This window comes from Microbulbifer variabilis ATCC 700307 (genome assembly GCF_000380565.1).
Taxonomy (GTDB): Bacteria; Pseudomonadota; Gammaproteobacteria; order Pseudomonadales; family Cellvibrionaceae; genus Microbulbifer; species Microbulbifer variabilis.
The window spans coordinates 252,478-272,236 of the sequence record NZ_AQYJ01000023.1; the positions used below are offsets into that span (position 1 = coordinate 252,478).

Annotated in this window: 17 protein-coding genes; 13 read left to right on the plus strand and 4 right to left on the minus strand. The window is 56.1% G+C overall.

Going from position 1 to position 19,759, the window contains the following annotated elements; translation table 11 throughout:
• The first annotated feature begins 161 nt into the window (after positions 1–161).
• On the plus strand, positions 162–2,030 hold the full coding sequence (secD, locus tag G367_RS0106380) for a protein translocase subunit SecD (protein WP_020412283.1): 1,869 nt from the start codon (positions 162–164) through the stop codon (positions 2,028–2,030).
• An 11-nt stretch (positions 2,031–2,041) separates the two neighbouring features.
• A complete protein-coding gene (secF, locus tag G367_RS0106385; protein ID WP_020412284.1) occupies positions 2,042–3,043 on the plus strand; it encodes a protein translocase subunit SecF in 1,002 nt (333 codons plus the stop codon).
• Positions 3,044–3,189: 146 nt separating this feature from the next.
• Here secF and G367_RS0106390 read toward each other — a convergent pair whose 3' ends face one another.
• The 3 genes from G367_RS0106390 to pyrC all read right to left on the minus strand — a co-directional run bounded on the left by G367_RS0106390 (position 3,190) and on the right by pyrC (position 5,326).
• On the minus strand, positions 3,190–3,444 hold the full coding sequence (locus tag G367_RS0106390; RefSeq protein WP_425411204.1) for a PFL_1563 family small protein: 255 nt from the start codon (positions 3,442–3,444) through the stop codon (positions 3,190–3,192).
• A gap of 84 nt (positions 3,445–3,528) precedes the next feature.
• Positions 3,529–4,203: a ribonuclease T gene (gene rnt, locus G367_RS0106395; RefSeq protein WP_020412286.1), complete on the minus strand. Its 675-nt coding sequence runs from the start codon at positions 4,201–4,203 to the stop codon at positions 3,529–3,531.
• Between the two features lie 91 nt (positions 4,204–4,294).
• Positions 4,295–5,326: a dihydroorotase gene (gene pyrC, locus G367_RS0106400; protein WP_020412287.1), complete on the minus strand. Its 1,032-nt coding sequence runs from the start codon at positions 5,324–5,326 to the stop codon at positions 4,295–4,297.
• Positions 5,327–5,643: 317 nt separating this feature from the next.
• Here pyrC and G367_RS0106405 point away from each other — a divergent pair, with 317 nt between their 5' ends.
• From G367_RS0106405 to G367_RS0106450, 10 genes are all read left to right on the plus strand, one after another.
• Positions 5,644–6,864 carry an argininosuccinate synthase gene (locus G367_RS0106405; protein ID WP_020412288.1) on the plus strand — a complete coding sequence of 407 codons (1,221 nt, stop codon included), beginning with the start codon at positions 5,644–5,646 and terminating at the stop codon, positions 6,862–6,864.
• Between the two features lie 155 nt (positions 6,865–7,019).
• On the plus strand, positions 7,020–8,474 hold the full coding sequence (gene ccoN / locus G367_RS0106410) for a cytochrome-c oxidase, cbb3-type subunit I (protein ID WP_020412289.1): 1,455 nt from the start codon (positions 7,020–7,022) through the stop codon (positions 8,472–8,474).
• An 11-nt stretch (positions 8,475–8,485) separates the two neighbouring features.
• A complete protein-coding gene (gene ccoO / locus G367_RS0106415; protein ID WP_020412290.1) occupies positions 8,486–9,103 on the plus strand; it encodes a cytochrome-c oxidase, cbb3-type subunit II in 618 nt (205 codons plus the stop codon).
• 18 nt (positions 9,104–9,121) lie between these two features.
• A complete protein-coding gene (locus tag G367_RS0106420; RefSeq protein ID WP_020412291.1) occupies positions 9,122–9,355 on the plus strand; it encodes a CcoQ/FixQ family Cbb3-type cytochrome c oxidase assembly chaperone in 234 nt (77 codons plus the stop codon).
• Complete coding sequence (gene ccoP / locus G367_RS0106425; RefSeq protein WP_020412292.1) at positions 9,355–10,263, plus strand: cytochrome-c oxidase, cbb3-type subunit III; 909 nt, start codon at positions 9,355–9,357, stop codon at positions 10,261–10,263. The genes G367_RS0106420 and ccoP overlap by 1 nt, the downstream gene beginning before the upstream one ends.
• Positions 10,264–10,401: 138 nt before the next feature.
• A complete protein-coding gene (ccoG, locus tag G367_RS0106430; protein WP_020412293.1) occupies positions 10,402–11,820 on the plus strand; it encodes a cytochrome c oxidase accessory protein CcoG in 1,419 nt (472 codons plus the stop codon).
• Positions 11,821–11,905: 85 nt separating this feature from the next.
• Positions 11,906–12,430 (plus strand): FixH family protein, encoded by a 525-nt coding sequence (locus G367_RS0106435; RefSeq protein ID WP_020412294.1) that lies wholly within the window; start codon positions 11,906–11,908, stop codon positions 12,428–12,430.
• Entirely contained in the window at positions 12,427–14,871 is a 2,445-nt protein-coding gene (locus tag G367_RS23250; RefSeq protein WP_020412295.1) for a heavy metal translocating P-type ATPase, read from the plus strand. The genes G367_RS0106435 and G367_RS23250 overlap by 4 nt, the downstream gene beginning before the upstream one ends.
• A 15-nt stretch (positions 14,872–14,886) precedes the next feature.
• Entirely contained in the window at positions 14,887–15,066 is a 180-nt protein-coding gene (gene ccoS, locus G367_RS0106445) for a cbb3-type cytochrome oxidase assembly protein CcoS (protein ID WP_020412296.1), read from the plus strand.
• 3 nt (positions 15,067–15,069) lie between these two features.
• Positions 15,070–15,813 carry a sulfite exporter TauE/SafE family protein gene (locus G367_RS0106450; protein ID WP_020412297.1) on the plus strand — a complete coding sequence of 248 codons (744 nt, stop codon included), beginning with the start codon at positions 15,070–15,072 and terminating at the stop codon, positions 15,811–15,813.
• Positions 15,814–15,867: 54 nt separating this feature from the next.
• Here G367_RS0106450 and nadC read toward each other — a convergent pair whose 3' ends face one another.
• Positions 15,868–16,722, minus strand: a complete 855-nt coding sequence (gene nadC / locus G367_RS0106455) for a carboxylating nicotinate-nucleotide diphosphorylase (protein ID WP_157533379.1) — start codon at positions 16,720–16,722, stop codon at positions 15,868–15,870.
• A gap of 486 nt (positions 16,723–17,208) precedes the next feature.
• On the opposite strand from nadC, the gene G367_RS0106465 reads away from it, so the two are divergent.
• Positions 17,209–19,593 carry a DUF1631 domain-containing protein gene (locus G367_RS0106465; protein WP_020412300.1) on the plus strand — a complete coding sequence of 795 codons (2,385 nt, stop codon included), beginning with the start codon at positions 17,209–17,211 and terminating at the stop codon, positions 19,591–19,593.
• Positions 19,594–19,759: the final 166 nt, after the last annotated feature.

Consider the following 19,759-nt stretch of genomic DNA (forward strand, 5'->3'; position numbering starts at 1 on the left):
TTGTGCCCCTGTCATTTGTCCGTTCATCCGATCCCCGTATAATCAGCCCCCACTTTTATTGGGGGCGGTGTACCTTGCATTCTGCGTATACTGCCCGCATATCCAGGCAAATTGCCAAGATTTACCGGCCCTCGGGGTCACACTAGAACAATGAGAACAGCATGAATCGCTACCCGATCTGGAAGTACTTTCTGATTCTCGCGGTTGTGGCCTTTGGCCTTATCTACGCCGCGCCCAATCTCTATAAGCCGGACCCTGCGGTGCAGATTTCCGGGCAGTCCAGTGCCATGGTGATGGATGAGAATGTCCTCACCAAAGCACAAAAGGCCCTGGATGAATCGGGGATTGCGCACTTTGGCGGAGAGGTGGGCGATAAGGCGATATTGATTCGCCTTGAGTCCCAGGATGAGCAGTTGCCGGCCAAGCGCGCGATTCAGGAGGCCCTGGGCCACAGCGATTACGTGGTTGCCCTGAACCTGGCTTCCACCACGCCTCAGTGGTTGAGCGATATTGGCGCAAGCCCGATGAAGCTGGGCCTCGACCTGGCTGGCGGTGTGCACTTCCTGATGGAAGTGGATACCAACACCATCGTAAAAACCAATATGGAAGGCTATGCACAGGATGTGAAAACCAAACTGCGTGAAGCCAAGGCCCGTTACCGCAGTGTTGACCTGATCGACGATCGCGAAATCGTCGCCCGTTTCCGCAGTGATGAACTGCGCAACCTGGCGCTCTCTACCATGCGTAAGGAATTCCCGCAGCTGCAGCTGCGCGAATCCGGCAGTGGTGAGAACCTGGAGATCCGTGCCACCCTGTCTGAGCAGGAGATCAAGCAGCTTGAGGACTACGCGGTTAGCCAGAACCTGACCACCCTGCGCAACCGGGTGAATGAGCTGGGCGTGGCAGAGCCGATCGTTCAGCGCCAGGGGCGCAACCGTATCGTTGTAGAGCTGCCCGGTGTGCAAGACACCGCCGAGGCCAAGCGTATTATCGGTAAGACCGCCAACCTCGAGTACCGTATGGAAGCCCGCCCCGATGAGCTGGTTACCAACAAGGAGTACTTCGAGTACCGCAGCGAGCAGACGCAGCAGATGTACGGCGGTGCCTGGCTCGAGCGCAAGATTATTATCAAGGGTGACAGCGTTACCAACGCTCGTGTCGGCTATGACGAGAGCGGCTTCCCCCAGGTAAATATCACCCTCGATTCCCGTGGCGGTGAACTCATGCACCGTGCCACCTGGAAAAATGTGGGCCGCCGTATGGGCACCCTGTTTATCGAGACCCGCTTTACCCCGCAAACCAAGATCGATGCGGAGGGCAACGAGATCACCGAGCAGATCAGGACTGAAGACAAGAAGATTATCAGCCTGGCTACCGTGCAGAGTGCCCTCGGCAAGCAGTTCCGTGTTACCGGCCTGGACAGCCCCGCAGAGGCCCAGGAACTGGCCCTGCTGCTGCGCGCCGGTGCCCTGGCAGCTCCCATGTATTTTGTGGAAGAGCGCGTGATTGGCCCATCTTTGGGTGCCGATAACATCAAGGTGGGTATTCAGTCGGTAGAGTACGGCTTGTTGGCGGTACTTATCTGTATGCTGATTTCCTATCGCGTATTTGGCCTGGCCGCGAACCTGGCTCTGGCAGTCAACCTGATTCTGCTGGTGGCGGTGATGTCGATTCTCGGCGCTACCCTGACGCTCCCGGGTATTGCCGGTATCGTTCTGACCGTGGGTATGGCGGTGGATGCCAACGTGCTGATTTTCTCGCGAATACGGGAGGAACTCAGGAATGGGATGCCTCCGCAATCGGCGATTACCGCCGGCTTCGATAATGCTTACAGCACCATTGTGGATGCGAATATCACCACCCTGATTGTGGCGGTTATTCTGTACGCTATTGGTTCCGGTCCGGTTCAGGGCTTCGCGGTAACCCTGTCCATCGGTATTCTCACCTCCATGTTCAGTGCCATTATGGGTACCCGTGCAATCATTAACTTGTTCTACGGCGGTCGCCGTGTACAGAAACTCTGGATTTAAGGAGACTGGCCATGAGTGAGACCAAAGTGGAAAACGGTAAGATCACCGAGTACATGGGCAAGCGCGTTTATGACTTTATGCGCTGGCGCAAGATTGCCGCGGTTGTTTCTGTCATCCTGGTACTGGCATCGATTGGCATACTGGCGGCCAAGGGCCTGAAGTTTGGCCTGGACTTCACCGGCGGTACCCAGGTTGAAGTGGGTTACGAAGTTGCGCCGTTTATTAACGATGTGCGCACCCAGCTGGAAAATGCTGGCTATGATGGCGCTACGGTAGTGAACTACGGCTCCGAAACCGAGCTGATGATCAAGCTGCCGCCGGAGGTAACTGAAGAGGAAACCCAGATCAGTGCTACTGATCAGGAAGCTGTTACACCGATTGGCGACAAGGTGGTAGAAGTGCTGCGTGCAGGCAGCGATGGTACTGTCACCCTGCGCCGTGTGGAAATGGTGGGTCCTCAGGTAGGTGCCGAGCTGCGCGATGATGGCGGCTTGGGCATGCTGGTGGCTCTGGCCCTGGTGATGATCTACGTGGCCCTGCGCTTCCAGTACAAGTTCTCCGTTGGTGCCGTAGCGGCATTGGGGCACGATGTGATTATCGTGCTGGGCTTCTTTGCCCTGCTGGGGCTGGACTTCGACCTCACTGTACTGGCGGCGGTGCTGGCGGTGATCGGTTACTCCCTGAACGATACCATCGTGGTATCTGACCGTATTCGTGAGAACTTCCGCAAGGTGCGCAAGGCTGAGACTGAGGAGATTATTAATATCTCCATTAGCCAGACCCTGGGCCGTACCTTTATGACCTCGTTCACGACCTTGCTGGTGTTGTGGGCGCTGCAGTTCTTCGGCGGGGAGCTGATCCACAACTTCTCCCTGGCGTTGATCGTCGGTGTGGTTGTAGGTACCTACTCTTCTGTGTATGTGGCAGCAAACGTGCTGATGGGACTGAAGATCTCCAAAGAAGATCTGATGCCGCCAGTGAAAGAGGGTGCTGAGCTGGAAGAAATGCCCTGATCCAGGCTAACCCTTAAATTAAAAAGGCCGCTTTAAAGCGGCCTTTTTTGTGCTCCCGGTTTCTCAGTCACCATTAATCAAGTGTAATTAAGTGCTGAAGTCGGGGCCTTTTGTTGGGCTAATTAGTGAAGCCAGTTACGAGCGGTTTAGCTGCGAGGCTTCTTACCCAGGGTGATGTGCTTGGGGCCGGAGGTGTTGGTCTGGCCGCTCACACCCTTGGGCACCTGCTCAATCTCGCCACCCTTGGCCAGGAAAGCCTGCACCTGCGCTTCAATGCTCTCGCTGGTCTCTAACGGAGCGCTCTGCTTGCGACTGGAAGACGAGGATGCTTTTTTGGCCACGATAACTATCCGGTTTATGGGTTGGCCGGACATCATACATTGTTTTGAACAAAAAATCACCCAAACGCCTAAGCGCTGCACATAGCGGTCAGTTTGCCGCCGGGTGCAGCGGCACGGTGTGTCACTCAGAGGTAATTTCTGGGGCTATTCCACTTCCTGCTCTGCAGGTGCCTCGGTAGCCAGTGGCCAGCCGCCCATTTCCCGCCACTTGTTTACGATTCCACAGAACAGGGTTGCGGTTTTCTCCGCATCGTACTCTGCGGAGTGGGCGCAGCTATTGTCGAACTCGATACCTGCGGCCTGGCAGGCTTTGGCCAGAACCGTTTGGCCATAGGCGAGCCCGGCGAGACTGGCGGTATCGAAACAGGAGAAGGGATGGAATGGGTTGCGCTTGATTCCGGTCCGCTCAACGACGGCGTTAACAAATCCCAGGTCGAAATGGGCATTGTGAGCAACCACGATGGCGCGGGTACAACTGTGTTTTTTCACCGCGCTGCGGATTTTGCGGAACAGCTCTGGCAGGGCGATTTCTTCAGGCCAGGCATCGCGATCGGGGGACTCCAGGTCGATACCGATAAAGTCCAGGGCCGACTGCTCTACGTTGGCGCCCTCAAATGGTTCCAGGTGGAAACTGTGGGTCTCATGGGGGACGAGGTTGCCCTCCGCATCCATATCCAGAATAACCGCCGAAATCTCCAGCAGGGCATCGGTACGCGCGTTAAAGCCGCCAGTTTCCAGGTCGATAACAACCGGCAGGAAGCCGCGAAATCGCTGGGCGAGGGGGCTCTTGGGTCCTGTTGGTTCTTCCGCGGGGGTCACTTTGGGTCCTTGTAAATCTCAATTGTGCCGGGGTTGCTTGGACCCCGGCATGAGCGGGCTTGCTATTGGCCCGCAACAGTTCAAACCGGAATTATACGAGTTTCCAGTTCAGGGTTTCACCGGCATTCAGGGGTATCAGGTTCTCACCGCCCATATCCAGGCTTTCCGGCAGGGTCCACGGTTGTTTGACCAGGGTGATGGTGTCCTGGTTGCGTGGCAGACCGTAAAAGTCGGGCCCGAAATTACTCGCGAAACCTTCCAGCTTATCCAGCTTGCCGGCGCGCTCAAAAGCTTCGGCGTACAGCTCTATGGCGGAGTAGGCAGTGTAACAACCGGCGCAGCCGCATTCGTGTTCTTTTTTATGGTGAGCGTGGGGGGCCGAGTCGGTGCCGAGGAAAAATTTCGGGCTGCCGCTGGTGGCCGCTTCGATCAGAGCTGACTGGTGATCGCCGCGCTTGAGGATTGGCAGGCAGTAGTAGTGCGGGCGAATACCACCAACCAGCATATGGTTGCGGTTGTACAGCAGGTGGTGGGCGGTAATGGTCGCGGCCACACCATCGCGGGCATTCTGTACAAACTCAGCGGCATTGGCAGTGGTAATGTGCTCAAAAACCACTTTCAACGTGGGAAAATCTTCCACCAAGCGCGACAGAGTTTTCTCAATAAATACCTGCTCGCGATCGAAAATATCGATATCGTTGGTGGTTACCTCCCCGTGCAGCAGCAGCTTCATGCCGCAGGACTGCATTTCCTCCAGGGCGGGGTAAATATTGGCGATGTCGGTTACCCCGGAATCGGAATTCGTGGTTGCTCCGGCAGGGTATAGTTTTGCTGCGATCACACCGGCAGCGTGCGCCTGGCGGATTACTTCGGCATCGGTCTTATCGGTCAGGTAAATAACCATCAGCGGCTCAAAAGCGCGGCCGGCCGGAATATGCGCGCGGATACGCTCGCGATAGGCCAGGGCCATATCGGCGTTGGTAACTGGTGGTACCAGGTTGGGCATCACTATTGCGCGGTGAAATTGTTGGGCGGCATCGCCTACTGTGCGTTCTAGGGCGGCGCCATCGCGCAGGTGAATATGCCAGTCGTCAGGGGCGCGAAGAGTGATTTGCTCCGTCATGGTACTCCGTGGTCTTGGACGCTGTAGTGAGTCGTTGTGCGGCGCGCATGCTACCCGATGCGGGGTGAAATTGCGATGCACAAAAGGGTTAAAAATTAATCAATTGTGTCTACAAGTGTCTTGGCGCTAGTCGATTGCGAGCTGAGGCGCTACAATCGCGCCCCGATAAACAGTGTGGGTATTATTGTGCCCATAATACCGACCCTGGGTATACCTCCAAGAATAACTCCCCCAGACCGACATTAATTCGCGCAGAGGCGATCCATATCGCCGTGCCTAATGTTGTGACGGCGTGTTCCCGGCAGCAGAGGATAGCAATGAGCAAAATCGAGAAGGTAGTACTGGCATATTCCGGCGGACTGGATACGTCGGTAATTGTGCGCTGGCTGCAGGAAACTTACGGTTGTGAGGTGGTAACTTTTACCGCTGATATCGGCCAGGGCGAGGAAGTGGAACCCGCCCGAGCCAAGGCTGAGGCCCTGGGTGTAAAAGAAATTTATATCGACGACCTGCGCGAAGAGTACGTGCGCGATTTCGTCTTCCCGATGTTCCGTGCCAATGCGATTTACGAAGGCGAGTATTTGCTGGGCACCTCCATCGCGCGCCCGCTGATCGCCAAGCGCCTGATCGAGATTGCCAACGAGACCGGTGCCGATGCTATCTCCCATGGCGCCACTGGCAAGGGCAACGACCAGGTGCGTTTCGAACTGGGCGCCTATGCGTTGAAGCCAGGTATCCAGGTAATTGCTCCCTGGCGCGAGTGGGACCTAAACTCCCGCGAAAAGCTGATGCAGTATTGCGAACAGCATAAAATTCCGGTGGATTTCTCCTCCAGCAAAAAGAAATCCCCTTACTCAATGGATGCCAACCTGCTGCATATCTCTTACGAGGGCGGCAACCTTGAGGACCCATGGGCGGAAGCCGAGGAAGATATGTGGCGTTGGAGTGTCAGCCCCGAAGCTGCACCAGAAGAGCCGACCTATATTACTTTGGGCTTTGAGAAGGGTGATCCCGTTTCTATCGACGGTGAGCGCTTAAGCCCTGCTACTTTGCTTGAGAAACTGAATAAGTTGGGCGGAGCCAACGGCATTGGTCGCTTGGATATTGTGGAAAACCGCTACGTGGGAATGAAGTCCCGCGGCTGCTACGAAACACCTGGCGGCACCATTTTGATGAAGGCGCACCGCGCCATTGAGTCCATCACGCTGGATCGCGAAGTGGCTCATATGAAAGATTCCCTGATGCCGCGCTACGCTGAGCTGATTTATAACGGCTACTGGTGGTCACCGGAGCGCAGCATGCTGCAGGCTGCGATCGATGAATCCCAGCTGGTGGTTAACGGTGAAGTACGCCTGAAACTCTATAAGGGTAGTGTGAGCGCTGTGGGCCGCCGTTCTGCGGACAGCCTCTTCGACGAGCGTATCGCTACCTTCGAAGACGATGCCGGGGCCTACGACCAGAAAGATGCAGAGGGCTTTATTAAGCTCAACGCCCTGCGTCTGCGGATCGCCGCCGGTAAGGGAAGAAAATTGATTTAGTTGATTTAGATCATCCTTGGCTAGTGCGGGGTGCGCTTAAATCCTTATCTGGCCAATAAAGTGACAGCTGTGTTTGCGCATAGCTGCCGCAGACCATGCGGTGGGCCAGTCCCGCTCAGTGGAACCGATTTTAAAAAAGCAACGGAAGTTTAAACATGACGACAACGGTGGCAAAGACCGGCCCTGTGCCGGACTATGACTACAATATCGTGCGCCAGTTCACCATCATGTCCGTGGTCTGGGGCATTTTTGGTATGGGCATGGGCGTATTGATCGCGGCCCAGCTGGCCTGGCCAGAACTCAATGATTTCTGGCAGCCCTTCTCGCACTTTGGGCGCTTGAGGCCATTACACACCAATGCGGTAATTTTCGCCTTTGGTGGTAGTGTTCTGTTTGCCACCTCTTACTATGTAGTGCAGCGCACCTGTCAGGTTCGCCTGTGGGGCGGCTGGCTGATTCCCTTTACTTTCTGGGGATGGCAGGCCGTTATCGTGGCAGCGGCTATCACCCTGCCGATGGGCTTCACTTCCACTAAAGAATACGCCGAACTCGAGTGGCCGATTGATATCCTGATCGCCCTGGTTTGGGTGGCCTACGCGCTGGTGTTCTTCGGTACCATCATGAAGCGCAGAACCTCCCACATCTACGTGGCGAACTGGTTCTTCGGTGCTTATATCGTCACTATTGCTGTACTCCATATTATTAATAATTTGGAGATCCCGGTTGCTCCTTTCAAGTCTTACTCTATCTACTCAGGCACCAAGGACGCAATGATCCAGTGGTGGTATGGCCATAACGCAGTAGGGTTCTTCCTGACTGCTGCCTTCCTGGGGATCATGTACTACTTCGTACCTAAGCAGGCGGGCCGTCCGGTTTATTCCTACCAGCTTTCTATCGTGCATTTCTGGGCCCTGATTTCCCTGTACGTATGGGCTGGTGGCCACCACCTGCACTACTCAGCGCTGCCTGACTGGGCCCAGAGCCTGGCGATGGTAATGTCCCTGATCCTGCTGGCTCCATCCTGGGGTGGTATGATCAACGGCATCATGACCCTGTCCGGTGCTTGGCACAAACTGCGCACCGACCCGACCCTGCGCTTCCTGGTGGTATCCCTGTCCTTCTACGGTATGTCCACCTTCGAAGGCCCGATGATGTCCATCAAGACTGTAAACGCCCTGTCCCACAACACCGACTGGACTGTTGGCCACGTACACTCCGGTGCATTGGGCTGGGTTGCCATGATTTCTATCGGTGCTCTCTATCACCTGGTTCCAGTGCTCTGGAAGCGTCGCGAAATGTACAGCACCAAGCTGATTAACGCGCACTTCTGGCTGGCTACTGTAGGCACGGTACTGTACATCGCTGCTATGTGGGTGAACGGTATTACCCAGGGCCTGATGTGGCGTGCATTCAACGCTGACGGCACCCTGACCTATAGCTTTGTGGAAAGTGTGGTTGCGAGCCACCCAGGTTATGTAGTGCGCTGGTTGGGCGGAGCCATGTTCCTGCTGGGCATGCTGCTGATGGCTTACAACGTTTACCGTACGATCACCGAGAAGGTAAACGATGCCGAAGCCGATAACACCGTTCGAGCTGTACCGGCGGCATAGGAGAGCAGACCGTGAAGAATCATGACATCGTAGAAAAAAATATTGGCTGGATGATCTTTTTCATCATTATCGCCATTAGCTTCGGCGCTCTGGTGGAGATCGTTCCGCAGTTCTTTACCAAGGCGAACTACACGCCCCTGCCGGGCCAGAAGCCGCTGACCGCACTGGAGCTGGAAGGCCGCGATATCTATATCCGCGAAGGCTGTCACGTGTGTCACACCCAGATGGTGCGCCCGTTGCGCGCTGAGGTGGAGCGCTATGGACACTACTCCATGGCCGAGGAATCCGTGTACGAGCACCCCTTCCTGTGGGGCTCCAAGCGTACCGGTCCCGACCTGGCTCGTGTAGGTGGCCGTTACTCCGATGAGTGGCAGCGCGCTCACTTGTACAACCCGCGCAGCGTTGTACCCGAGTCCATCATGCCGGCCTACCCTTGGTTGTTCGACAATGTAGTTACTGGCAATTACACCGCGCGCAAGATGGAAGCACTGCGTTTCGTCGGTGTGCCCTACACCGATGAGGACATCGCCAACGCCTCCAAGCCTTTCGAAGGCGGCAAGGTTAAGGAAATCGATGCTCTGGTCGCTTACTTGCAACAGCTGGGTACCCTGGTTACCCAAAAACGCTAATAGCGAGGAAGGAAACTCGTGACTATCGAAACATTGCGGGAAATCGGACTGGTTTTGGGATCAATCGCCTTTCTGGCTATCTGCTGGTGGGCCTTCTCTCCGAAGCGCAAGAAGCGCTTCGAGGAAGATGCCAATTTGCCATTTGCCGATGAAGAGCAACAGGCCGATAAGGATGAGTCGGCCGCTCAGAAGGATGAATCCAAATCCGGGCAAGAGTCCGGGACTGAACGAAAACAGGGGCAGGACAAGTAATGAGTACATTCTGGAGTGTGTGGGTAATTGTACTCACCCTCGCCAATCTGGCGTTGATTACCTGGGTGTTGTTCGCCAACCGAAAAGTGGCAGTTGACGACCAGGCAGAACCGGAAAACAAAACCACAGGCCACGTGTACGACGGCATTGAGGAGTACGACAACCCTCTGCCCAAGTGGTGGTTCATGCTGTTTATCGCCACGCTGGTGTTTTCAGCGGTATACCTGGTGATCTACCCGGGCATGGGTAACTTCAAAGGCCTTGGTGGTTGGTCATCTGTCGGCGCGCTGGAAGCTTCCCAGGCTAAGGCCCAGGAGAAGTTCGACGAGCAGTTTGGCATTTATCTCGATATGCCCATCGAGGAAATCGCCCAGAGCCCGCAGGCACTGAAAATGGGTTCCCGTATCTTCGCCAACAACTGTGCTGTATGTCACGGTGCGGATGCCGGCGGTAACTTCGGCTTCCCTAACCTGACCGACAACGCCTGGCTTTACGGCGGTACCCCGGAGAAAATCCTGGAAACCCTGTACAACGGCCGTCAGGGCATGATGCCTCCGCAAGGGCCGGTGATTGGGGAAGAAGGTGTTAAGAACGCCACTGAGTATGTTCTCTCCCTGAATGGCCTCGAGCATGACAAGGCTATGGCTGCGGAAGGACAGAAGGTCTTCAATACCGTGTGTATGGCCTGTCACGGTATGGACGCCAAGGGTAACCAGCTCCTCGGTGCGCCAAACCTGACCGATGACCTATGGCTGTATGGCAGCGATCGTGCGCAAATCCAGCACACGATCCGCAGCGGCCGTAGCAATATGATGCCCGCGCAGAAAGATAAGCTGCGCGAAGACAAGATCCGCTTAGTAGCGGCCTATGTCTACAACTTGTCCAAACAGGACGAGGAACAGCAGTAATCGAATAGGGCCCGGCTATGCTGGGCCTTATTTTTTGGAAGGAACTCCGGGTGCTGCAGGGACGGAGATAAAAGCCTCATACATAAGTGGCTGACTGTGCCCGCGTGCAGATAATGCCCGTGCGAGAGTGAGGTTTTTGTGAGTGACTTGATTCCCACCCGCGAAGAGCAGGAAGGTAACGGTGAAGTTCGCTACCGCATGCTCTACGAATCGGATGACAAAATTTATATTCGCCATATCCGTGGTATTTACACCCGGATTCGCAAATATACCGGCCTACCGTTACTGTTGGCTTTCTTCTTTATCCCCTGGGTTAATATCGACGGGCGCCAGTCTGTCTTCTTCGATCTTCCCACCCGCCAGTTTCATATCCTCGGTACCACCTTCGGCCCACAGGATGGCTTCCTGCTAGCCTGGTTGCTGATTATTGCTGCCTTTGCCCTGTTTGCCGTTACCACCTGGATGGGGCGGGTCTGGTGCGGTTTTACCTGTCCACAGACTGTCTGGACCATGATGTTTATGTGGGCCGAGCGAGTTTGTGAGGGCGATCGCAACAAGCGGATGAAGCTCGATAAGGCCCCCTGGAACGCGGAGAAAATCCTGCGTAAAGGTGGCACCCACGCTATCTGGCTGCTGATTTCTCTCGCCACAGCTCTGGCTTTCGTTGGTTACTTCTATGGTATCCGCGACCTGGTGGTAGACCTCGCGACCTTTGATGCCCATCCGCAGGGGGTCTTTTGGGTCGCCTTCTTTACTTTTGCCACCTACATGAATGCGGGCTTCCTGCGTGAGCAGGTGTGCAAGTACATGTGCCCCTATGCGCGCTTTCAGTCGGTGATGTACGACCAGGACACTCTTGCGGTCTATTACGATGCACAGCGCGGCGAGACCCGTGGTCCACGCAAGAAGAACGTGGACTACAAGGCCGAGGGTATGGGTGACTGTATCGACTGCTACTGGTGTGTGCAGGTATGCCCTGTGGATATCGATATTCGCGATGGCATGCAGTATGAATGCATTAACTGTGGTCTATGTGTTGACGCCTGTAACAGCGTCATGGACAAAATGGGTTATGACCGCGGCCTGATTCGTTTTACCTCAGAAGACGAATTGGAGACCGGAAAGACCAATTACCTGCGTCCGCGCCTGTTTGGTTATGCCATTGTCCTGTTGGCAATGGTTGGCTTGTTCTCCCATCAGGTGGCTACACGCAACCCGATTGAGACTGAAATTACCCGCGATCGCGGTGCGCGAATGTACCGAGTATCCCAGGGACTGGTGCAGAATGTGTATACCGTGAAGATCAGCAATATGGATCAAGCGGCACATGAGTTCACTATCCGTGTGGAGGGCAACCCGAATTACGATTATTCGGTTCGCAAGCCGCGTACGATCTACCTGGAGGCGGGGGAGATTTTCCCGGTACCGATCCGGGTGAGTGTGCCCAAGACACAGTTGAAAGAGAGCAAGCACGATATCGATATCGTAGTGGAGGCTGTCGATAACCCTGAGCTGGTCGACAAGCACCGAACGGTATTTATTGGTCCCAAGCAGTAGACGGGACGCCGTTCCCGTTGCAAAGTACGGGCCCGCCCAGGTGGGCTCGACTTTTCTGCATAAAACGGTAATTTTTGGTAACGCGATGAATGAACCAACCTCGAAACCCTGGTATCGGGAATTCTGGGCCTGGATGGTCCTGGCACCGCTGATTACAGTGCTGGTAGTGTCCTCTATCACGGTTTCTATAGCTGTGCGCCACGCTGACGATGAGGTCAGGGACACTTATCACAAAGACAGCCGTATGTACCATTTTTCTGCTGAGCAGGACCAGCGGGCCAAAGCCCTGGGATTGGCGGCGATGGTCCAGTTCCAGCGGGGCGATCGCGGGGTGGTTGTCGAACTGAACGGTAATACCGAGTATCCCGAGAAGCTGTTGCTTACCCTCAGCCACCCGCTAGAGGAAGATCTGGATCAGCATATTGTGTTATCCCAGCTCTCCGTTGGGCGCTATTCAGGCTCTGTGCCCGTGGATTTGAACAATCGCTGGTATCTGCGCCTGATGCCTGAACTCGATCCTGAGCTCCACAAAAACGCAGAGTGGCGTCTTAAGGGAGAGATTAATTTCGATCTGGGTGAGGCGGCGCCCCTGAACGCTGCCAGTCGATGACATCCTCCTGTTATCACTGCGGACTTCCGGTCCCTGCCGGTAGCAACCATTCGGTTGTTATTGAGGGGGCTGCACGTGATATGTGTTGCCCCGGCTGTGAGGCCGTGGCGACGGCCATTGTTTCCGGTGGCCTGGATGGCTTCTATCGCTACCGGGAAAAGCAAAGTGACCGCCCGGAACAGGCCCAGCCGCGGGACCGCTGGACCGCCTACGATCTCCCCGAAGTACAGCAGCAGTTTGTTCACGACTGGGATGGCGGCAGCAAGATGGCGGCGCTGCTGATCGGTGGAATTACCTGTGCCGCCTGTGTGTGGTTGATTGAAAAGCACCTGGGACATTTGGCGGGGGTTGGAAAGGTCTCAGTCAATGCCAGTACCCAGCGTGCCCAGATTGTGTTTGATCCTGAGCAGATTAAACCGAGCCAGCTTTTTGAGGCGCTGGAGCGCATTGGCTATCGCCCGGCTCCGGCCACCGCTGCCAACCGGGAAAATGTGATCCAGGCCGAACATCGGGCAGCCCTGCGCCGCCTTGGGGTTGCGGGCCTGGGTACCATGCAGGTGATGATGTTCGCTATCGCCCTGTACTTTGGCGCTGGTAGCGATGGTGTCGGTGAGTTTGAGCGCTATTTCCGTTGGGTGTCGCTATTGGTAGCGACACCAGTGGTGTTCTATGCGGCGCGCCCCTTCTTTAGCGCAGCACTGCGCAGCCTGCGCGCCCGTCACCTGAGTATGGATGTACCTGTCTCCATCGCTATTGGCCTGGCCTACGGTGCCAGTTTCTACGCTACGGTGTTTGGCACCGGCGAGGTGTACTTCGAATCCATCTCCATGTTCACCTTCTTCTTGCTGCTCGGGCGCACGGTTGAGATGCGTGCGCGTCATCGTGCTGGGCTCGCCAGTGGCGGCCTGGCCCAGCTGCTGCCGATGACTGCAGCCAGGTATCAAGGCGATGAAGTGGTTCATGTACCGGTGGCCGCATTGGTGGCTGGCGACCGGATTTTGTTGCGGCCCGGCGACACGATTCCCGCTGACGGCGAAGTGCTGGAAGGGGAGAGTGGCGTGGATGAGTCGCTGCTCAGTGGCGAATCCGCCCTGCAGCAAAAGCTCGTGGGCAGTCCTGTGTATGCAGGCAGTGTCAACGGTGACTCCAGCCTGACTGTGCGTGTGACCGCAGCCGGCCAGTCTACAAGGCTGTCTGCTATCGAGCGTCTGGTGGAGCGCGCCCAACTGGATAAGCCGGCCCAGGTGGCCCTGGCAGACCGGGTCGCCGGTGTTTTTGTCGGAGTTGTATTGCTGGCGGCTGTGGGGGCCTTTGCGGTTTGGTGGCAGCTGGACCCGAGCAGGGCTTTCTGGGTAGCTCTGTCTGTATTGGTGGTGACATGCCCCTGTGCTTTGTCCCTGGCGACACCGGCGGCGCTGGCCTCAGCGACTTTGCGATTGCAGGAACTGGGGCTCCTGGTGGCCGGTGGCAGCCTTCTGGAAACACTGCCGCGTATCAGTCGCGTTGTGTTCGATAAAACCGGCACCCTAACTCGCGGTGAGCCGCGCATCCTGGAAATTCAATTGATGCGCGATGGCTGGGCCGAACAGCGGGTTAAGGATGTAGCTGCAGCCCTGGAATCACAGACCCACCACCCCTTGGCCCGTGCATTTCGCGCTTGGCGCGGCAACCTTACAGCGAGCAAGCTGAAGGTGCATACCGGTCGTGGCCTGGAGGGGCAGATCGAAGGGGTTGATTATCGCCTGGGCCGTGCCGATTTCGCTGCACCTGAAATACTGGCGCAGCCGCAGGGTGAGGGGCAGTGGTTGCTGCTTGCTGATGGAGGCGGCCCTATCGCCTGGATCGCCTTGGGGGATCAACTGCGTGAGACAGCTCGGGATGCGGTACATCAGCTGGAAAAACTGGGCTTGTCGGTAGAGTTACTGAGTGGTGATCAGTCCAACGAGGTTCAGCGCCTGGCCTCGCAGGCTTCCATTGCCCACTTCCGTGCCGGTGCTTCACCGGAAGACAAGCTCTCCCATATGCAGCAGTTACAGGCCGGTGAAGAGAAGGTCCTGATGGTTGGCGATGGGCTCAATGATGTCCCGGTACTGTCGGGAGCGGATGCTTCGGTGGCGATGATGTCCGCTGCGGACTTGGCTCAATCCCGTGCCGATGCCATCTTGCTGAATGGTGACCTGCAGGTGCTTCCCCAGGCAATTTCCCTGGCGCGCAAATGCCGCCAGATAGTTCGGCAAAATCTGGCCTGGGCCCTGGGTTACAACGCCATTGCACTACCGTTGGCGGTTTGCGGCCTGGTACCGCCCTGGGCTGCGGCCATTGGTATGTCGGCCAGTTCGCTGGTGGTGGTTCTTAACGCCTTGCGCCTGTCCCGTGCCAATGCGTCGACGGAAAGTGCGGACAGCTCGGTGCCTGGTATGCAGGCACACCATGCAAATTAAAGAGAGGAGTGAATTGTGGACAGTCTCTATTTCCTGATCCCTATTGCAGTGGCCTTGGTTGCCTTCGCTGTAAAACTCTTTTTCTGGGCGGTAAATAACGGCCAGTACGATGACCTCGAGACTGAGGGCCGGAGAATACTGTTTGAGGATGACGTGCAGAATCAGCCCGCAGCGGATTCGGACAAGGAGAAGTAACCAGTGGGAGATTGGGGGTTTTTGGCGGCTGCGCTCGCCATCGGGTTTCTGGGCAGCAGCCACTGTATTGGTATGTGTGGGGGTATCTCGGGTGCGCTCGGAATGGCGGTGCCCGGCAAGCAAACAGCTTGGGTACAGCTCGGCTCATACCAATTGGGACGTCTCGGTAGTTATACGTTAATGGGGGCGCTCGCTGGCGCTCTGGGTGCTGCGATTATTCCTGCCCTGACGCCGCTGCGCTTCGCTGCGGGCATTATGCTGATCGTTATGGCGCTCTATGTGGCCGGTATCTGGCGTGGGCTGGTATGGCTGGAGAAGGGTGGCAGCTATTTATGGCGCTATGTGCAGCCTCTCTCTGCGAAATTGTTGCCAGTTCGCTCTGCGGGGCAGGCGGTTGCCCTCGGTTCCCTGTGGGGCTGGTTGCCCTGCGGCCTGGTTTACAGTGCGCTGACCTTTGCACTGGCTCAGGGCAGTGCTGAGCGATCGGCCTTGGCGATGTTTGCTTTTGGTCTCGGAACCTTACCGGCCATGCTGGCCACCGGTGCTGCGGCTGTGCAAGTGCGCAATATTGTGCAAAAACCGGGAGTGCGTCTGGGTTTTGCAGCGGCTATTTTATTGTTTGGTATCTGGACTATTTGGGGAGCTCTTGGCCATGGGGGCCACAGTGACCACGGCAATCATGGGGAAATGGGGGCGATGGAATCTCCGCAGGCAGAAGAGCAGGAGCACCACCACCATAATCACTGAGTTTTGAGCTGGCGCCGTTTTGACGCGGCGCCATTAGCCGACACCGGATAAAAACTAAAAATCAATTCTCAGGGAGAGGTCGATCGCGCGCAGGTGCTTGGTCAGGCTGCCGGAGGAGATGTAGTCGACATCCAGAGCTGCCAGCTTCTGAATCCGATCCCGGTCTACACTGCCGGAAATCTCTATTTTGGCTTTACCTTTGGCCAGGGATAGGGCGGAGCGAGTGTCTTCGTCATTGAACTCATCGAGCATGATTACATCGGCACCGCTATCCAGTGCCTGCTGTAACTCTTCAATGGTCTCTACCTCCACCTCGACCAGTGCGCCGGGTTTGATAGCCCTGGCCTGGGAGACAGCTGCATCAATACCGCCGGCGGCTGCGATATGGTTTTCCTTAATTAAAAATGCGTCGTAGAGGCCGATGCGATGATTGTGGCAGCCGCCACACAGCACGGCATATTTCTGGGCACTGCGCAGGCCTGGAATGGTTTTGCGGGTATCGAGAATCTTAACTTCGGTTCCTGCAGCACGGTTTGCGAATTCCGCTGCAGTAGTTGCCGTGCCGGATAGTGTCTGTAGAAAGTTAAGGGCGGCGCGCTCACCAGTCAGGATTGCGCGGGCATTACCCTCCAATTCAAACAGCACTGAATCTGCAGCAACCCTGTCTCCATCTTCAAAGTGCCAGGTCAGTTGCAGATCCTGATCGAGCTGGCGAAAAACCTCTTCTACCCAGGCGCGTCCGCTCAGGGTGCAATCTTCCCGGGTGATTACTCGCGCACGGGCACTGCGCTCCGCTGGGATCAGCTGGGCGGTGATGTCTCCACTACCGACATCTTCATCGAGCGCAGTGTGCACGGCCCTTTTCAGGTCGGTCATGATGTTTGGGATCGCGGAGTCTTGTGGGTGCATTGGAGGACCTCGATAAAAAAGCGCGGGCAGTTTACCAAAACAGACTGGATTTGGGTTGCCTGGGGGATTTACTCGATTTTTACCGGGTTAAATCCTCGGGTAGCAGCTGGCCCTACATTTCGCTGTGACAAGCGTCTCAAATATGTCGCTAAAGTGTGTAAACAGGGGGGGTAACGCGAGTAGAATCGATGGGGTGAGAGAAAAGCTCACTGCGGGAGCCGTCGCCAAATTCGCTAGTCAAATTGACTGCATTAATGCGTTTAAAACCTGAGCAAAATCAAGTAGTTGTTGGATTTTCGGGTGCATTATCTCGAGAGAATTTTACCAGACCTATCCCCGCATGTTTTTAAGCCTTGAGGCCGCCTATTGAAGTGAGCAGCGAGGTGAACAAATGGGACTGGTGATTTAAGACGGCCTATCCGGCCGACAAGATTTCAGCCAGCAAGTGCGCAAAACGCCGGATGGCATGCGAAGGACTTCTTGGAAATGAGTGAATCCAGCAAGGTAGTTTCCCTTTCAGAGAAAAGTGCGGGTCGACATGGTACTTCTATGGGTAAGCCCGCAGTCCTGCCCTCGGCGGTTGTGCTGTTAAAGGAAAAAGCCAGCACCCAGTTGTTTGAGCGTGTCAAAGCGCTGTTTGGGGCGGTGGATGATTCACTGTTTGCGATGGCGGAGCGTGCTCACGGCCAGGAAGAGCAGGATGGTCTGTTCCAGGCATTGCGCCTGCTGAGAGTAGAGCGCCGCAATGTCGCTGAGCGCTTCGTCAAAAACGTGCAGCACGCTTTCCAGATCCGCCAGGAGGAGCCGTCGGAACCCGCTTTTGCCCAGGACAATCTGTCACTGGTTCACAATGATGACCTGGAGCAGCTGGTGGCCGCGGATACCATGGTGGCCAATGCCAAGCGAGATTTTGCCGAGCCACTGACCGAATTGTGCCTGCGCCTGGATACCCTCTACGCCGTTAAGGTGTATGACAAGAACAACCCTCTCGGCCCCGATGTGATCTGCGATGCATTTGTAGATGCAATTCAGGAGCTGGATCTCTATATCCGCGCGCGCCTTACGTTGCTCAAGAAATTTGAGCAAACAGTTATGCAGCAGCTGCGGGGTTTTTACGAATTCTGTAATCAGCTACTTGTAGAGCAGGGCGTGTTGCCCTCACTGCGGGAGCAGCAGCGCGCAGCGCGACAGCGCTCGGCTTATCCGGCAGGGCGTGGTCCCGGCAATCCGGGTGCAGCTCAGGCCGCTGTAGTTGGCAGCGCTGGGGATGGTGCTACCCAGGCCGCACAGGGAGTACCTGTCAGTGGTCACTTTGCCCCAGGGCTCGTACCCGCTACGGCGGGTATGACACCCATGCCCGCTGGGGATCTGCTCACACATCTGGGAGCTTTGCAAAGTGGGGCTCATTACCAGGATGCCGGTGCAGCCCAATTGTTGAATGTTGGCGATCTGCTGCAGCAGCGCCTGGTTGACTCCAATCAGGCAGCTTCGTTGGCAAAAGTGGATAGCGATGTAATCAAACTGGTGGAAATGCTGTTTTCCTTTATTTTGGAAGATCGCAGTCTCGCCACACCGATTAAATCCCAGCTCGGCCGTTTGCAGCTGCCATTGCTCAAGGTTGCGATTGCCGATAAGTCGTTTTTTAGTAAAGGTGGCCATCCCGCACGCAAACTGTTAAATGAGCTTGCCGATGCTGCCACTGGTTGGCAAGCTCCAGACAATTTCGAGTCCGACCCTCTATACAGTGAAGTCTCGCTGATCGTAGAGCGGGTTCTCAGCGAGTTCGATCAGGACATCAATATTTTTGCCACGCTTCTGGAGTCTTTGCGCGAGTTTATTATTCGCGAACGCAAGCGCGCGGAAATGCTGGAGCGCAGGGTTATAGATGAGGCGGATGGCCGGGCAAAAACCCAAGCCGCGCGCGCTCGTGTAGCAGCGGTAATGGATGCCCTGGTAGCCGAGAGAGACCTGCCGCCTGTGGTACAGGATTGGCTGCAAAAGGTTTGGAACAACGTTTTATTCCTCACTTGTGTGAAAGAGGGCACTGAAAGCGAGGCCTGGAGTCGCGATGTGCGCACAGCCCGCGACCTGGTGTGGAGTGTGCAGGCACCAATGCCGGATTCCCGTAAGCAGCTTCTGAGCTTGTTGCCGGTTTTGCAGGAGCGTTTGCGCGAGGGTATTGAAGCTCTCTCCTACAACGCCTTTGAGGCGCGCGCCATGTTTGCCGGTTTGAAGGAAGTTTATCGCGAGCGTTTTGCCCTCGCGCAGCGCCTCACCGAGGAGCGCGAACTTCAGGTTAAAGAGCAGGTGGCCCGCGAGGTTAAGGCGGCCACTTCGGTGGATCATTTGGCGGAAGTGGTCGAGGTTCAATCCAGTGAAACTCTGCCGGTAGAGGCCATAGCTCCCGAAGCTGGCGAGCCGCAACCGGCCGCTGATGATAAAGACGAACCGGTAACCGAAGAGACCGCTCTGTCGCAGGAAGTGGCGGTGCCGCAAATGGAAGAGCTTGAGCAGGCGGTTGCCCAGGCGGAGTTAGCGGCATCTTCTGCGGAGCAGGAGGGCCTTGCTCCTCTCGATGAGGCGGACCCCCACTGGCAGATGACCTTCCGCCTCGCCCAGGGGAGTTGGTTTGAGTTGAAGCGCTCTGATGAGGAGCAGTTCCGCTGCCGTTTGGCAGCGGTTATCCGCGATATTGACCAGTTTATTTTTGTGAACCGCAACGGTGCCAAGGTAGCGGAGTTCGGCCGATTGGAGCTGGCTCATGCGCTGCGCTCAGCGCAGCTGTTGCCCCTTGATGACGGTATGTTATTTGAGCGTGCGCTGCAGTCGGTTATTGGCAATGTGCGCAAAAAACGCAGCGAACAGCGCTGATCTGCCTGTTTTAGCTCCCCTGTCCCGGCAACTATTGCCGGGGCCCACTTCTGTCGCGATACGTCTCTAAACCGATTGGCATATCGATCAACGCTTCCATAGAATGGTAACTGCCAAGGCCCTGAGTTCATTTGGGGTGGTAGTTTGCTGGAACGGAGATCGCAGA

Coding starts and splice junctions, on each gene's coding strand:
- secD (WP_020412283.1), top strand. CDS start 162: ATGAATCGCTACCCGATCTGGAAGTACTTTCTGATTCTCGCGGTTGTG.
- secF (WP_020412284.1), top strand. CDS start 2,042: ATGAGTGAGACCAAAGTGGAAAACGGTAAGATCACCGAGTACATGGGC.
- pyrC (WP_020412287.1), bottom strand. CDS start 5,326: ATGACGGAGCAAATCACTCTTCGCGCCCCTGACGACTGGCATATTCAC.
- G367_RS0106405 (WP_020412288.1), top strand. CDS start 5,644: ATGAGCAAAATCGAGAAGGTAGTACTGGCATATTCCGGCGGACTGGAT.
- ccoN (WP_020412289.1), top strand. CDS start 7,020: ATGACGACAACGGTGGCAAAGACCGGCCCTGTGCCGGACTATGACTAC.
- ccoP (WP_020412292.1), top strand. CDS start 9,355: ATGAGTACATTCTGGAGTGTGTGGGTAATTGTACTCACCCTCGCCAAT.
- G367_RS0106435 (WP_020412294.1), top strand. CDS start 11,906: ATGAATGAACCAACCTCGAAACCCTGGTATCGGGAATTCTGGGCCTGG.
- G367_RS23250 (WP_020412295.1), top strand. CDS start 12,427: ATGACATCCTCCTGTTATCACTGCGGACTTCCGGTCCCTGCCGGTAGC.
- nadC (WP_157533379.1), bottom strand. CDS start 16,722: ATGCACCCACAAGACTCCGCGATCCCAAACATCATGACCGACCTGAAA.
- G367_RS0106465 (WP_020412300.1), top strand. CDS start 17,209: ATGAGTGAATCCAGCAAGGTAGTTTCCCTTTCAGAGAAAAGTGCGGGT.